The sequence below is a fragment of the Bacillus sp. J33 genome (assembly GCF_000518885.1).
Taxonomy (GTDB): domain Bacteria; phylum Bacillota; class Bacilli; order Bacillales; family Cytobacillaceae; genus Cytobacillus.
Map to the genome: position 1 here is coordinate 80,740 of NZ_JAEL01000009.1, position 13,165 is coordinate 93,904.

Consider the following 13,165-nt stretch of genomic DNA (forward strand, 5'->3'; position numbering starts at 1 on the left):
TCTAACATTAAAAAGGGGGATTAACATGAAAAAGAGTATTCAAATTGCCGGGGCGTTTATTGGCGTCATTGTAGGAGCAGGTTTTGCTTCAGGCCAGGAGATTCTGCAGTTTTTCACAAGCTTCGGCTGGATGGGAATCATTGGAGCCGTCGTAGCCACCTTCCTGTTTGCGTTTCTGGGCATGAATTTAACCCAGCTTGGCAGCAGGCTGCAGACAGACTCCCATAAGGATGTCATCTATCATATTTGCGGCAAATATCTTGGAATGGCGGTTGATCTCGTCATTACATTCTTCCTTTTCGGCGTGGCTGCTGTGATGCTGGCAGGGTCCGGTTCCATTTTTGAAGAGCAGTTTGGCATCCCGGGCATGGCCGGGAATATCATCATGGCGGTGTTAGCGATCCTGACGGTTTGCCTGAATATCCAGAAGGTCATTTCCATTATCAGTCTTGTGACACCATTCCTGCTGCTGATGGTCATCTTGATCGGCGGGTATGCTATAAGCACAATAGGCATTGATTTGGCAGAAGTTCAAAAGCTGGCGGAAAGCCAAACGCCAGCTGCATCGAACTGGTTTATAGGTGCACTGCTATATGTTTCTTATAATATAGCGGCTGGAGCAGCGATGCTAACGGTAATGGGCGGCACGACAAAAGATGAGAAGCAGGCTGGACTGGGCGGAATCCTTGGCGGTGTTGGCCTGGGAGTACTGATCTTACTGATCAATGTAGGGCTGCTCGTCAAAATGGATGTCGTTGGGGGTTCAAGCATGCCAATTCTCGCGCTTGCAAATGAAATTTCACCAGCGTTTGGCATATTCATGTTCGTGGTGCTTCTTGGCATGATCTATAACACAGCAGTCGGCATGCTTTATGCATTCACAGCACGGTTTGTGAAAAGGGAGAATCCGAAATTCAATCTCTTTGTTGTCCTATTCGGAGCTGCTGCTTTTGGGGCAAGCTTTGTAGGATTTATCACTTTGGTAGGAACGGTTTATCCGTTGATGGGGTATCTGGGATTTACATTGATTGCGGCGATAGTGGCTGCGTGGTTTAGGGGGAAGAGGAAAACAGAAAGACTAAATATCGGGATTCATGCTGAACAGTAATGAAAGAAAAGTGCTTCAAATAAAGGGGCCGCTCCATTGCTTGGAGCTGCCCCTTATTAATGCCATCTCTAATCCTTGAGGATTCCCGCTGTGTGAATGGGGCCAAAGAAGGTCATTTTAGCCAGAGTGAGTGCCATTTCCTGAGGGGTATCCTTTAGGTCATCCGCCAGCCATTGCTGTATGACACCCAAGTGAGCAGACGTCACATAGGCCATTAAATAATCAACAGGTACTAGAATATCTTTTTCATTTGAAATAGTCTGGAGCTTTTTAAGGAAGTTTTCTTTCATAAATTCCTTAAATTTTACTTGAAAAGCAAGATCGCCTTGTGGACCTAATATCAGCTTCATAAACCGTCCGTTTTCCCTCATGTATTCGAATAATTTTACAACAAACGGAAGAGGTTCCCCACGCAGGTTGGCACTGATGATTTCCCTCGGATTCAAATCCTTCATGAACTCCTGGATTTCCTGAAAAATTTCGTCCTCACTTTGTTCCAATAAATCGTATTTGTCACGGTAGTGCAAGTAAAAGGTTCCGCGATTAATATCCGCCTTCTCGGTCAAGTCACGGATGGTTATTCCTTCAAACCCTTTTTCCTCCATTAACACCGTTAAGGCATCTCTGATCATTCTTTTTGTCCGGAGGATTCTCCGGTCCGTTTTTAAATCTGGCATCTTTCTATCGGCCTTTCTTCAATTTTTTTTTATCGTTTATGAATATTTCCGGCTTAAGTGTTAACTAACAGACATACACTTCTATATTGTTTATTGTACTTTCCATTTCATTCATTATAATTTACATTGAGATCAATAATCAACACAGTGTTTATTAAGAAAGGGAGGAAGAACATGAAAATGTTAAAAAATAAACTATTTCTTTTATCACCCATCATTATATTGGCGGTTGTTTTGATCTTTGGCCTAACATTGGCTCCATCTGTAAAACCAGTGCCAAAAGATTTGCCTGTTACCATTGTGAATAAGGATGCGGGGGTTGACGTTCCGGGTCAAGGCATGATGAGAATGGGAGACAAAATAGCGGGCATGATTGGGGAAAATGCACCGGCGGAGTCGCCAGTCAAATGGATTACAGCTGGCAGCGAGGAAGAAGTGATGCGCGGCTTAAACAACCAGGAATATTACGCAGCCCTCATCATTCCGGAAGATTTCAGCGAAAAGCAGGTATCCTTGCAAACACCGATGCCAAGTTCGCCTGAAATGAGCATTTTGATTAACCAGGGAATGAACCCCCTGGCAGCGAACGTTACATCCCAGGTGTTAAACGGTGTTGTCGATCAGATCAATCAAAATCTTCGCACACAATTATTGGAAGGCTTTGAAAAACAGGAAGGGACCCTCACGGCGTCACAAGCGTCTCTTTTGGTTTCACCTATCACTAAAACCGTAACAAATGTTAACGAAATCGGAGACAATCATATGAACGGAAACGCACCTGTCTCATTATTTCAGCCTCTGTGGATGGCAAGTATCGCAGGTGCAGTCATTCTTTTCTTCGTTATAAATAAGCTCTCCATTACTTCTCGGAATGAAGCTATTGGTGCCCGCTTTATTCAAGTTTTGGCAGGAATGGTGCTCGCACTTTTTGCCGGATTTGGCTTAGCCTGGATCGTGGAGCTGTTAGGAGTTGATATTCCCCAGTTTACAGACACGGCTCTCTTTTTATCCATTGCCTTTTTTAGCTTTTTCGCCATGATTTCTGCCGTTCTATCGTGGCTGGGTATTCGGGGAATACCGATTTTTGTTCTAATTTTGTTCTTTGGAGCACCATTATTAGCAATGGCCCCAGAGTTCATGTCATCCTTTTATCGCGATTGGGTCTACTCGTGGCTGCCGATGCGATTCATGGTTGAAGGGCTTCGGGAACTCTTTTTCTTTGGCAAAGGGCTAAATTGGAATTCGCCAACCATTGTATTAGCGAGCATTGGAGCAGTAAGTCTTGTGGTGCTGATTGCTTCGGTATTTAAACCGAGCAAGAACAGAGACGTATCGGCTCAAGCTGGGGGATGAAAGGTTTAAGTGCCAGCTGAATTAAACTGTTTTATGGATGCACTTCTTATTGTTTCATAGAGTTATACGGCCTATGCTGTGAGCCTGGCTTTTGGTCACAGTTATAACTTTGGTAGGCAGGTTAAACATCTTATGTGGTATCTTGCTATCGATGTGGCTTGTGATAGAGGGAGAGAAGGCTGCCGGTAAAATCGAGGAACGAGCAAAAAGAATATAGAAAATCTAAAGAACCTGTTTCTCAAATAGTTTGGGTTACACCATTAGAACTGCTTTAGTTTAAATCTATTACGTTTACAAAATGTTATAAAAAAGGCCGATGATTCGTTAGCGAATGAATTATCGGCTTTTTTATGTGGAAATTTCTTATCTAATTTTATTTAAAGGATGATGAAAGGATAGTTCATTCAACATAGATACGAATATCTGCTCTTTTTCTCATACTAAAAATATAAACTATACCTTACTATTTTGGTATAAATGGTTTTTATGTAGCTCATGTTTAATTTACGGGAGATGGATAGTATTAGGTTCAAGAAGCTGGTTTTTTCTAGAGATAGAATATATGGATAGGAGGTTTGTCCTGTTTTTTTTGAAAAATGAACAAAAGAATAGAAATTTTATCCAAATACTGCTATGTATAGAAGGGGAATTTTTTATAAGGTGTGATTGTATGCAGAATAGGAATGTTTTTATGTTGATTATGTGTAGTTTCTTGCTCCTTGTTGGCTGTAGTGATAAGGCTGGTAATAATAATGATGCTGATTTAACAACAAACGAAGACACGATAGAAGAAGAAACGGAAACGAAACCAAACATCGAAGGAGCCAAACCTGAGAGTGAACCTTCTTTAATGTGGCCAGAAGCATTTGAATCAGATCCAGATGAAGCTTTCAGTTTTCCGGATACATTAGGTGAAGCAGAAGAATGGGAAAAGGGGAAATGGTGGTCAAAGATTAAGCATGAGCAAGTAACTGAATCTGATAAACAGCAGGTCTATAAGGAATTATTAACGATTGTTGAATCGGACCTTAGTCAAGAGCAAAAAGCTAATACTATAAAACAATTTTTAGTAGAAACATATTTCCCTGACTTGCCAGGCATGTCCACGTTTTTGCCAAGAGGAAAAATAAACATTGAGGAGCTTGAGACAACGTCAAATATCCGATTAAATGGCAGAGAATTAAAGGATCAGATTAATGTTGCGATCATTTTAGATGCCTCAGGATCAATGAAAAAGGTAATAGGTGGAAAAGAGTTAATGGACATAGCGAAGGAATCTATTCAGGATTTTACTTCAAATCTCCCCCCAAATGCAAAAGTGTCCTTAACTGTGTATGGTCATAAGGGAACTAGTTCAGACCAGGATAAAGAGATCTCATGTAAAGGGATAGAGGAGATATATTTACTATCAGAATATAATTCTCAAGGATTCCAAACAGCCATAAACTCCATATCACCCAGTGGTTGGACCTCTATCGCTGAGTCACTGAAACAGGTAGGGAGTAAACTTGAGAACAATCATGATTCTACTAATGTCATTTATCTTGTTTCTGATGGAGAAGAAACATGTGATGGAAACCCTGAAGAAGAAGCAAAATTATTGGCACAATCCGATATCAAACCAATCATTAATGTGATAGGGTTATCTGTAACCTCTAAGGACGCAGCCCAGCTTAAAGCGATTGCAGAAGGAGCAGAAGGTCGATATATTGATGTGAAAAATCAGAACGAGTTGGATCGGGAATTTGAACAATCTAACCATACAATTAGCCAATGGGTAGATTGGCATAATCAAAATACTAATAAAGCAATCGACCAACTATCTGAAGACAAAGAGAGATTGATGAAGTTAAATGAAGAAACAGTTGATCACCTCATATTATTCCATAAAACAAGTGTAAGAACACTAACGGATCTAAATGGGACTGGAAAGCTTGATTCAGCTATATATCAAGATGTGTTCGGAGCACTTGAAGATTTTTATAGGAATATGTATAGTTAGAAAGATGAACTATATAATGAAAAGTTCAAGCAAATTGAGGATTCCTTTAATTTAACAAGAAAAGAGATCGATGAGAAGTATAATAACAGGCAGTAAGTGTTTTGTTGATATCGAGGTAGTATAATCAGGCATGAATATTTTGTTCGTGCCTTTTTTATGATGAATAGCCGAAAAAGTCCGAATCTTTCAAATCAAATTAAAAAACGGGTGAAACATAATGTAAAGACTAATATGTTTCACCCTATAATTTTAGGATTTTTCTTAATTTAGGCCTTGATATCGTATGCTTTCCGAGTTCTGCTGTAGGCCCCTTTTTATTGCTAAACTCTAATCACAAACACACAGTATTATATAGAACCTCAATCTGCCTGGCAAGTTTAAAGTCCAGCTCTGTCAGGCCATTTTCACTCCAAGATGTCAGGGAGACGGTCACCAGTTTATATTGAATGCTAATGAAGGGGTGGTGATTTTCTTTTTCTGATGCTGCTGCTATTTGATTTACAAAGGCGATTCCGTCCAGATATTCATTGAAATGATAACGGCGTTCGATCCATTTCCTATCCTTTCTCTTCCACCCTGGCAGTCCGGTTAACTGCTGCGATACTTTTTCATCACATAAGCATGTCATCCCTATCCGTTCCCTTCCAAAATATGACATCGGCAATCATAAATTGAAAACCAGTCCTCAGTAAAGGTTGTTTTCTCCATTTTGCTGTTCACTTCCTGCAGAAGGAAAGGAAACACCCATCGTCCGTAAAGATTCTTTTGCTTGAGCTAAATAATTTTCTGCCTGATCCTGCCATCTGATGATCAGTCTAATAAAGCCCTTATACTCATTACTTGCGTTTTCTTCCATTGTTTTTAACCCTTCACGTACCTTCTTATCTTGATTTTCGGCATTGATGATACAAGCTGTCATGGTGTCAATAATCGATTGGCGCTGTTCTCCATTCACGAGTCTTTGGGCAGAGCCTACGGCAGTAATGCGATGATACGAAGCAGGAACGAGATGATTATGCATCTCCTTATTTCCTTCTAAATCTTTGGTTGCTGGTATATGAAAAAGTTCAGAGCTCATCGCACATACCATTTCTTCCGCATATAAGCTGTGCTGCAATAAATTTAAGATTACTCCCCAATTGTTGCCCCGATAATAGTAATAATAATAAGGATTCAATAAAAACATCTCCTTTTAATGTATATTGGAACCCCTATCATTATAGGTATGATTAAATTTGTGGTGTCATGTCATTTTATTTTACTGGCTCGCAGGTCATCCTGCCTAAAGGAATAAACCATTCTTTTGTTGCGGATCAATTGCCATCATAATAGCCTTTGCGGGATTAGGCGTCTGCGAACTAAGCAAAGAGGAAGCGGAGGAAGCCATTAATAAGTGACCAGCAGCAGGTTATTTAGAAATGGGAAATATTGTGTAAAATAGGACTTAGCGAAATTACAGAGGCTGTTTTTTTATTGGATGGATTAGTTAAGAAGGGTATGCTATTTAATCCAATTAATGGGTAATGATTATTAAGAATAATATTTAAACTTATCTGTTGGGTATTAGTTTAAAGAAAGATTGGTTGGAAATAATGTATTTACAGAATTTGGGAGGTGAATATGTGAAGTTATTGTATGAACAGTTTCATAAAAGTTATTTAGCGTTTGCATTTATGAGAGGTTTAAATATGGCAATTGAAAACGATATTAGGAAAGCATTAAAAAATTACGAAATATCGTTTCCTGCCTTTCGGATTCTATGGATTCTATATTTTGATTCAAACAATATAAATATGACCGATCTTACCTATTTGGCTCAAACAAATATTTCAAATGTTTTTCGGCAGCTTACAAAGCTTAAAGATGAGGGTTTTGTCGAAGTCGAAAATGGCAATGATGCCCGAATGAAGGAAATATCCCTAACGGAAAGCGGAAGGAAACTTGTTCAGGACTTTATTGACGAAAATACTACTAACTCGAACCTGCTTATTGTTGAATCAATCGAGAAAATTTCAAAAGAGGATTTTTCCAAATTTATTGAAGTTTTTGCTTTGTTAAGTGATGAATTATTAGGAAAACAATATAGTGAGTTTTTGGAGAAGTCTTCAAATATTATACTGAATAAATCATTAAACACACCTTAAATAGTGCTGCACACTAACAAATTGCCGGTATAAAACAAGGTCGATCCGTATCTTGTGTATACCGGCTTTTTTATGTTTTTACAGACAAAATTGTACACGTTCGAAAAAGGTCATTATGCAAAATAAGGATCTCATTCTAGTCTAAATTATTTGCTTTCGCAAATAATTAGGTTTTATTTGCACCATACTATTAATAGTTTCTGAAGAAGTAGACAGGAAATAAGCAAAATCAAAAATAAACAACTGCTTTATTGATGAAATAGATTTTTTACAGAAATATTCTGATAAGAAAAGGAGGTGCATAAAGTCGTTACTCTAAGGTGTATTCATGAAGAATATGAATTTTGGATTTATTCCATTTGAATAAATTCAAAATAAAAGTTAGCCGAGAGTTAATAAAAAAATCATTTAGAATTAGGTGAGTGGTAAGAAATGAATATGATCTTAATATTATTGCTGCTTCTTTCCATTTTTCTGCTATTTTCTCTTAGGATTATGTTAAAAAGATTTGATAAGCTTGAGTGCCTCATCTATTATTTATTCACTTCTTTTTTATGCCAGCATATAAACTTTAAGATTTTTTTGGCTTATGGGAGATTATCTGTGCAGGAAGAGCTTATCTCCAGACTTATAAGCTATATACATTTTGGTTTGGTCTTACCTTGTTTACTTCTATGGGTTTTACCAATATCGGTTAAGTAGTTCTTTGTTTTATAAGCTTCTTTATTCTTTTATTTGGATCGGCTTTGATCTGTTTTCTAAGCAGTTCTTATTAATAATCAATGTATTAAAATTAGAAACAGAATCATGGTACCCTGTTATAGATCTAAGCGTCTCGATTATTGTGCTCCTTTTTTCTCTAAATTTTATGAGTATTTTTAGTTCAATTATAAAAAAAGAGAGGGTTTCCATTGAGCAATATTTTAAAACTTCTAGAACCACTAACGCCAAAAAGCTTTGACAGGAATGAGATTTTTGTTATTGTCATAACATTCTTTGTTTGGGGATTGTTTTTTTTTATTATATAGCCGAAAACAATTTTTACTGCAGTCAGAAGTAATAGCTATATATGTGTTTAATGCATGGTTTGGAACAGTTGGAGACAGTCTTTTTGCCGGGCCGCCCCTTGATTTTTATGATACACTCGATTATGCCCATGGCGAATTTTTTGATTCGGTTTTACAAGTATTTGTTTATCCTATTCCCATTATTGTTTCAATATTTTTCTATCGTAAATATAACCCTAATAATTTGTTTTACATTGTACTTTGGGCTGGAATTTTATGTACGTTAGAGTGGGCATCCGAAACCTTTTTTAATCTTTTTCAATATAAGGAATGGAAGTTGTGGTATTCCTTTGTTTTCTATATGTTTGTTATTTCAGTGAATCTGATTTTTGCGAATAAAGTAAAAAAATTATTGATACTGTGACAAAGCATGTTACTCAACCATCTGCACGAATTGGAAGTTACATTTATTACTTTCGGGGAGGCTAAATATTATATAAATGGAAAGAGCATTACTGCTTATGAAAGAAGGCCGGTTCAGAAGAAACCGGCCTCTTCGTATTATACTAATTACTATTTTCTCCGCCCACTTCATTATAGGTATTTGAGGATATGTCTGATAAAAATACAGCAAATGGGTAAAAACATGCTTTTGTTCTAGTGCCTTACTTTATTATTTTTGATCGCTTCTCATCATTTAGTGGCAAGTGGATTGTTGCTGGAAAATTTGGATTCAAAAAAGTCTTGTTCATTGGAGCGAATCTTATCGTTTAGCTAAAAGAAAATGCCAACTCCCGAATCCCATCCCCAATTTTCCTCACTCCAACCGGAATTTTTCGATCCTCCACCTGCGACACACTCAATCGGATTCGATTTTCCTTTTGATATTCGGGAAGGTACATTAATGTGGCATCCTGAACCAGGACATTTTTCTTTTTCAAATGTTCAACAAGCTGCTTTGCCTTCATTCTTCCTGGAAGTTCGACTGTCGAGTAGAAGCCGGAGTCACCTCCAGTAAATGACGCCCCGGCAGGAAGGTGTTCAAGATAGGCCTCTTTAAGGATGGTGCCTTTTTTCTTGTATTGCCGTCTGAGTTTTTGGATATGAGCTTTATACATGCCGCTGCTGAGATAAATTTCAAGTGCACCCTGAGTGAGGACTGGTGTGTGCACATCGGCTGCAAATTTAGCTCTTGTAAAATCCTTTAGCAGTGCTTTAGGCAAAACAGCCAATCCTAAACGTAAGCCAGGCAGCAAGACTTTCGAGAAGCTTTTCGTATAGATTACTCTTCCGGATGGATCATACGTAAACATCGGATCTGCCTTTCTTTTCGTATCAAGATCTCCCATATAATCATCTTCAATTATGTAGACATCATACTTTTGTGCCAGCTCGACCATTTTTCTTTTTTCCTGATTGGTGTAGCTGTAGCCAGTCGGGTTTTGAAACCTTGAGACAGTGTAGAAGAATTTGATGCTTCTTTCCTTAAATACTTTTTCTAAATAATCAAGATCAATGCCATTTTGGCCCATTTCGATGCCAACAGCGTTAAGGCCGCGTGAAGTAATCGAATCTATAAAACTAAAATGGGTTGGCTGCTCTACACAGATTTCTTCTTTTCTATTCGGGAACGGAAGTGATACTAAGAGATCCAGAGCCTGCTGGGATCCGGATACCACACAGATTCTTTCAGGAGGGGCAAACACCTGCAGCTCCTGCAGCTGCTTTGAAAGCTGGATGCGCAGGCTTGGCAATCCAAGCGGTTCTGAGTATTGGAACATTTCCTCTTTATAAAGCTCGATTGCCTGATTCATGCAATGCTGGTAGTCGCGGTAGGGCATCTTATGTTTGTCGGGACCTGCTGAGGAGAAGTCGATGACCACGGGCTGGGTTTTCTTTGGGGTATCACTGCCTACCAGGAAGTAGCCGCTTTTAGGAATGGAGTAGATTCGATGTGTTTTTTCCAATTCGCTGTATGCTTTCATTATTGTATTGATGCTGCAATTGAATTCTTTTGCAAAGCTGCGGACAGAAGGGAGTTTATCCCCGGCCTGAATCCGTCCATCATCCATTCTTGATTGAATTTCATTCATGATTTCTTCGTATTTATTCCCCATGGAATTCACACCTCTCTATAAATCTGTATGGGTACAGAATGCAAAAACAGTTCTTTTCTGTGTCTGTCGCGTTGCTTATAGTATAAGGGAACAAACACGGGCTGACATCATGAGAAAAATCCTATTCTATGAAGGAGGAAAAATGATGAAGTGGATGAGGAGCGCTGTCTTAGCAGGATTGTCTGTGCTGCTGCTGTTTGGCGGAATGGCGGCTTCGGCTGATGCCGGGGAACAGAATGCGAAGGAACTGCCTATCGGAGAGGTTTTTGACGGAAAAGAGGGAACGCTGGTTCTGAAAAATCTTCAGAATGATAAGGTCTATGTCTATAACAAGGAGAGAAGCACAAGAAGATTTACCCCTGAATCAACATTTAAAGCAGCAAATGCACTGATTGGCCTCGAGACCTCTGCCGTAAGAGATGAGTACGAGGTGAAGCGGTGGGATGGTGTTGAGCGGGAATTCGAAAACTGGAACCGTGATCACTCGCTGGCTTCGGCCATGAGGGAATCAGCCATATGGTTTTACCAGGACCTGGCGAGTACCATCGGAGAAACGAGGATGCAAGAGTATGTTACAAACTTCCAGTACGGAAACCAGGACATCTCAGGCGGAATCGATACATTCTGGCTGGACAGCAGCCTGAAAATTTCGGCTGTTGAACAGGCAAATTTTATAGAAAAACTGGTGGAGGAAGAGCTGCCGATTGCCGAAAAACATCAAAAGACAGTTAAAAGAATGATGATCCAGGATGAACAGGACCAATATACTTTGCATGGAAAAACAGGGACGAGGCTTTCAGATATGGGACTGGGCTGGTATGTTGGTTTTATCGAGAATGAGAAGGGGACCTGGGTGTTTGCAGTCAATATTGATGGAACAGGGACAGAGGCGAAGAATATTGCGGTGGAGGTATTGAAGGAGAGGGATATTATTATAGACTAATAATCTTAGAATCCTAGCAGCCGGCTTTTGCCCGGTTGAATGCTGAAATCAGATGAAGGCCAGGAAAAGGAAAAGGGAACTAAAAAATGCTCGAAGCCAACATGCTTTGAGCATTTTTTTGATAGGGTATATGTTCATTATACAGATCTTTAGTAAATGATTTGTGGAGCTGCAGCATGGCGGAACTTGGCTTATATTTTAAACCAAAAAATAGCTTCTTGAAGCTACTTAATTATGAAATCCTTATTTTGGATTTTCACCAACATCCTGTGTTGCCGCATTCATCAAGGACACGTGGGGTGTGTAGCAAAACTGCATTTGAAATAGTAAAAGTAGTACATTTAGCGAACCTTTCAGTGCCCTTTAGGGTCTGGTCAGAAGCAAAGGCTTTCAGCCGCAGAGAAAACCTCAGCTTTCTACTCACGCATGGTTTGTTATTATGGAAACTTTCCAGCAGAACAGGAGTAAATAAATAGGATAAATGGATTGGATTAACAAATATGTAACATAACTTAATCCTTTTTTACATAAAAGCAATAGAGCCTTTTCGTTAGATTGTTATCCTCTTATAGTAATTAAATTTCAGGAGGAGGCATGCAATATGAGGAAGCGGGGAAAAAAACGCACGCGGAAGGTATTAAGTGTATTATTCATGATTTTACTTATGCTATTAGGTATAGGTAACAGTTCTTTTGCAGAAGTAAGCAGTTTGGATCGCGGTCAGCCGGTAAACGTCAAGGTGATGTCCTATAACATTCATCATGGTGAAGGGGAAGACGGTGTTTTAGATTTAGAAAGAATTGCAAAAATAATAGAAGAATCCAATACTGATATTGTTGGCCTTCAAGAGGTGGATAATCATTGGTCCGACCGAAGCGATTTTCAGGATCAGGCAAAGTGGCTGGCAGAACGTCTCGGAATGTTTTATACATATGCAGCGAACCTGGACCGTGAGCCTTTAAACGAAGGAGATCAGCGCCGCCAATATGGGACAGCTATTTTAAGTAAATATCCGATCATCTATTCTGAAAATCATTTCTTATCGAAAATCGGAAACACGGAACAGCGGGGTCTTTTGGAAGCAACCATAAATGTTAAGGGAAATAACTTGCATTTTTATAACACCCATCTGGCACTGACTTCGGCTGAACGGGAAATGCAAATCAATGAAATTATAGAAATTACCAGCGGATCAAAGGGGCCAAAATTAATACTCGGCGATTTAAACGCTGCTCCTGAAAGCAATGAAATGAAACCAATGTACAGCAATTACCTGGATGTTTTTACAGATCAAGATTATGCGAATACTTATCCAGCCGATCATCCTGCAAAGCGGATTGATTATATCTTTACATCTAAGGACGTTGAAACGATTAATACTGAAGTGATTCATACGCTGGCTTCCGATCATCTGCCAATCTTCGCGGAAATTGTTTTGGACCGAGAACAGCCATTTTATAATGGAAACAAATGAAAAAATAATTATTACATTACGAAAAAAGATCTTGCCGAGTAAAATGGCAAGATCTTTTTTATTATAGGTTTTAAAACCACGTGCTCTGCACGTGTGAAAACAAAGCTTCTAGAGTGGTAATGTGACATAAAAAAACTCCTATCGTTATAATAGAAACTGGCCGTCAAACCAACTTCTATATAACGAAAGGAGCAGTACTCATGAGTGACAATAGTTTATCACATACCAGGTGGAATTGTAAGTACCACATCGTTTTCATCCCAAAATACAGAAGAAAAGTAATTTATGGAAAGTTGAGACGAGATATAGGAGCGATATTGAGAAGGCTGTGTGAAATGAA

Annotated in this window: 13 protein-coding genes; 9 read left to right on the forward strand and 4 right to left on the reverse strand. The window is 39.0% G+C overall.

The features are described 5' to 3' along the window. The first annotated feature begins 25 nt into the window (after nucleotides 1-25). Nucleotides 26-1,108: a YkvI family membrane protein gene (locus L634_RS0104450; RefSeq protein WP_026581402.1), complete on the forward strand. Its 1,083-nt coding sequence runs from the start codon at nucleotides 26-28 to the stop codon at nucleotides 1,106-1,108. A 68-nt stretch (nucleotides 1,109-1,176) separates the two neighbouring features. On the opposite strand, the gene L634_RS0104455 is transcribed toward L634_RS0104450, so the two are convergent. Beyond that, the gene (locus L634_RS0104455) at nucleotides 1,177-1,785 is read right to left on the reverse strand and encodes a TetR/AcrR family transcriptional regulator (protein WP_026581403.1); all 609 of its coding nucleotides are present in this window, start codon (nucleotides 1,783-1,785) and stop codon (nucleotides 1,177-1,179) included. A gap of 180 nt (nucleotides 1,786-1,965) precedes the next feature. Here L634_RS0104455 and L634_RS0104460 point away from each other — a divergent pair, with 180 nt between their 5' ends. Together L634_RS0104460 and L634_RS32195 are read left to right on the forward strand one after the other, a co-directional pair. After that, nucleotides 1,966-3,138 (forward strand): YhgE/Pip domain-containing protein, encoded by a 1,173-nt coding sequence (locus L634_RS0104460; RefSeq protein WP_026581404.1) that lies wholly within the window; start codon nucleotides 1,966-1,968, stop codon nucleotides 3,136-3,138. Between the two features lie 691 nt (nucleotides 3,139-3,829). Beyond that, nucleotides 3,830-5,140, forward strand: a complete 1,311-nt coding sequence (locus tag L634_RS32195; RefSeq protein ID WP_198029689.1) for a VWA domain-containing protein — start codon at nucleotides 3,830-3,832, stop codon at nucleotides 5,138-5,140. A gap of 331 nt (nucleotides 5,141-5,471) precedes the next feature. Here the strand turns inward: L634_RS32195 and L634_RS0104470 are convergent, their stop codons facing one another. Both L634_RS0104470 and L634_RS0104475 read right to left on the reverse strand, forming a co-directional pair. Next, a complete protein-coding gene (locus tag L634_RS0104470) occupies nucleotides 5,472-5,768 on the reverse strand; it encodes a 4a-hydroxytetrahydrobiopterin dehydratase (RefSeq protein ID WP_026581405.1) in 297 nt (98 codons plus the stop codon). A gap of 57 nt (nucleotides 5,769-5,825) precedes the next feature. After that, nucleotides 5,826-6,317 (reverse strand): hypothetical protein, encoded by a 492-nt coding sequence (locus L634_RS0104475; RefSeq protein ID WP_026581406.1) that lies wholly within the window; start codon nucleotides 6,315-6,317, stop codon nucleotides 5,826-5,828. A 445-nt stretch (nucleotides 6,318-6,762) separates the two neighbouring features. On the opposite strand from L634_RS0104475, the gene L634_RS0104480 reads away from it, so the two are divergent. Together L634_RS0104480 and L634_RS34860 are read left to right on the forward strand one after the other, a co-directional pair. Further along, nucleotides 6,763-7,284, forward strand: a complete 522-nt coding sequence (locus tag L634_RS0104480; protein ID WP_026581407.1) for a MarR family winged helix-turn-helix transcriptional regulator — start codon at nucleotides 6,763-6,765, stop codon at nucleotides 7,282-7,284. Nucleotides 7,285-8,280: 996 nt separating this feature from the next. Further along, the gene (locus L634_RS34860; RefSeq protein WP_026581409.1) at nucleotides 8,281-8,715 is read left to right on the forward strand and encodes a CBO0543 family protein; all 435 of its coding nucleotides are present in this window, start codon (nucleotides 8,281-8,283) and stop codon (nucleotides 8,713-8,715) included. Between the two features lie 346 nt (nucleotides 8,716-9,061). Here L634_RS34860 and L634_RS0104495 read toward each other — a convergent pair whose 3' ends face one another. Then, the gene (locus L634_RS0104495; protein ID WP_026581410.1) at nucleotides 9,062-10,408 is read right to left on the reverse strand and encodes an aminotransferase-like domain-containing protein; all 1,347 of its coding nucleotides are present in this window, start codon (nucleotides 10,406-10,408) and stop codon (nucleotides 9,062-9,064) included. Nucleotides 10,409-10,550: 142 nt separating this feature from the next. Here L634_RS0104495 and blaOXA point away from each other — a divergent pair, with 142 nt between their 5' ends. The 4 genes from blaOXA to L634_RS32485 all read left to right on the forward strand — a co-directional run. Continuing rightward, a complete protein-coding gene (gene blaOXA / locus L634_RS0104500; protein WP_026581411.1) occupies nucleotides 10,551-11,351 on the forward strand; it encodes a class D beta-lactamase in 801 nt (266 codons plus the stop codon). Between the two features lie 176 nt (nucleotides 11,352-11,527). Further along, nucleotides 11,528-11,827 carry a hypothetical protein gene (locus L634_RS0104510; protein ID WP_026581412.1) on the forward strand — a complete coding sequence of 100 codons (300 nt, stop codon included), beginning with the start codon at nucleotides 11,528-11,530 and terminating at the stop codon, nucleotides 11,825-11,827. Between the two features lie 125 nt (nucleotides 11,828-11,952). Continuing rightward, nucleotides 11,953-12,825 (forward strand): endonuclease/exonuclease/phosphatase family protein, encoded by an 873-nt coding sequence (locus tag L634_RS30605; RefSeq protein ID WP_034261945.1) that lies wholly within the window; start codon nucleotides 11,953-11,955, stop codon nucleotides 12,823-12,825. Nucleotides 12,826-13,025: 200 nt separating this feature from the next. Continuing rightward, the coding region (locus tag L634_RS32485) for a transposase (RefSeq protein ID WP_198029691.1) at nucleotides 13,026-13,165 on the forward strand (140 nt) is incomplete at its 3' end.

Coding starts and splice junctions, on each gene's coding strand:
- L634_RS30605 (WP_034261945.1), top strand. CDS start 11,953: ATGAGGAAGCGGGGAAAAAAACGCACGCGGAAGGTATTAAGTGTATTA.
- L634_RS0104510 (WP_026581412.1), top strand. CDS start 11,528: ATGGCGGAACTTGGCTTATATTTTAAACCAAAAAATAGCTTCTTGAAG.
- L634_RS0104460 (WP_026581404.1), top strand. CDS start 1,966: ATGTTAAAAAATAAACTATTTCTTTTATCACCCATCATTATATTGGCG.
- L634_RS0104470 (WP_026581405.1), bottom strand. CDS start 5,768: ATGACATGCTTATGTGATGAAAAAGTATCGCAGCAGTTAACCGGACTG.
- L634_RS0104495 (WP_026581410.1), bottom strand. CDS start 10,408: ATGGGGAATAAATACGAAGAAATCATGAATGAAATTCAATCAAGAATG.
- blaOXA (WP_026581411.1), top strand. CDS start 10,551: ATGATGAAGTGGATGAGGAGCGCTGTCTTAGCAGGATTGTCTGTGCTG.
- L634_RS32195 (WP_198029689.1), top strand. CDS start 3,830: ATGTTGATTATGTGTAGTTTCTTGCTCCTTGTTGGCTGTAGTGATAAG.
- L634_RS0104455 (WP_026581403.1), bottom strand. CDS start 1,785: ATGCCAGATTTAAAAACGGACCGGAGAATCCTCCGGACAAAAAGAATG.
- L634_RS0104450 (WP_026581402.1), top strand. CDS start 26: ATGAAAAAGAGTATTCAAATTGCCGGGGCGTTTATTGGCGTCATTGTA.